We start from the raw sequence: 1,193 nt of genomic DNA, 5'->3' as shown, positions 1-1,193 counted from the left end.
CGCCCCGTCCCGTCGCTGCCCCGCTGCCGCCGCCCGCCGCGCCGATCGGCGCCGCCGCCGTGCCGGCGGCGCGCGCCACCGGCTCCGCCTGGAACTGGTGGCTGCTGCCGGTCGGCGTGCTGGTGGCGCTCGCCTTCCTCGGGCTCGGCTTCTGGCTCGGCTGGCAGTTGATCTCGGAGCGCATTTCGCAGCAGCGGCTGGTCGCGCATGTCGCCGACGAAGGCCGCATCGCCGAACAGGTCACCCGCCAGCGCGAGACCAACGACGCGCTGCGGCGGGAGATCGACCAGGCGCGTGCCGCGCTCGCCGGCGATGTCTGCCGGCCGGGCGATTTCGGCCTCTCGCCGCTGACGCCGCCGCAGATCACGCCGATGCAGCCCTCCTCCCTGCCGCCGACGCCGCAGGGGCAGCAGGCCTTCCAGGGCACGCTGATCGAGTTGCTCGACCAGGCGACGGTGCTGGTGCTCGGGCCGCTGGCGAACGGGCAGGGGGTGGGTACCGGCACGGGCTTCGTCGTCGCGCCGGGCGTCATCGTCACCAATGCGCATGTCGTCGCGAGCATCGATCCCGCGCGCGTCTACGTGGTCAATCGCCGCCTCGGGCGGCCGGTGACGGTGCAGGTCGCGGCGCAGACGCCGGACCCGCAACCGGGCCGGCCGGATTTCGCGCTGCTGCGCCTGCCGGCGGACGCTCCGGCGCTCAACCCGCTCGGCCTGACACGGGTGGCGAGCCGGCTCGACCCCGTGATCGCTGCCGGCTTCCCGCAGGCGATCATGCAGACGGATGCGAATTTCCGCGCGCTGCTCGACGGCAATGCGCAGGCCATTCCGGAACTCGCGGTGACGGACGGGCTGGTCAGCGCGGTGCAGAACCTGCCCTCTGGCCTGACGGTGATGCCGCATACGGCGGCGATCAGCCGCGGCAATTCCGGCGGTCCGCTGGTGGACCGCTGCGGCCGCGTCGTCGGCGTGAACACCTTCGGCTTCTTCAACGCGGAGCAGGGGGAACGCGTCTCCTACGCGCAGAAGGTGGAGGCGGTGCTGGCCTTCCTGGCGGCCAATGGCGTGACGGTGGCCGAGCTGACCGGCGCCTGCCAGCCGGCGCCGGTGGCGGCTCCGGCGACGCCCGGGGCGCCGGCGGCCCCGGCCGCCCCCCCGGCCTTGCCGGGCGGAGCCCCGTCGCCGGCGACACCC

At 74.7% G+C, this 1,193-nt stretch carries 1 protein-coding gene; it reads left to right on the top strand.

The annotated features are described in order from the left end of the window. Positions 1–1,193: S1 family peptidase (locus GXW74_RS27725; protein ID WP_211850162.1), on the top strand; the 1,193-nt coding region annotated here is incomplete at both ends.

It is taken from the genome of Neoroseomonas eburnea, from assembly GCF_018129005.1.
Taxonomy (GTDB): Bacteria; Pseudomonadota; Alphaproteobacteria; order Acetobacterales; family Acetobacteraceae; genus Neoroseomonas; species Neoroseomonas eburnea.
This window is presented reverse-complemented; position numbering and strand designations above follow the sequence as displayed.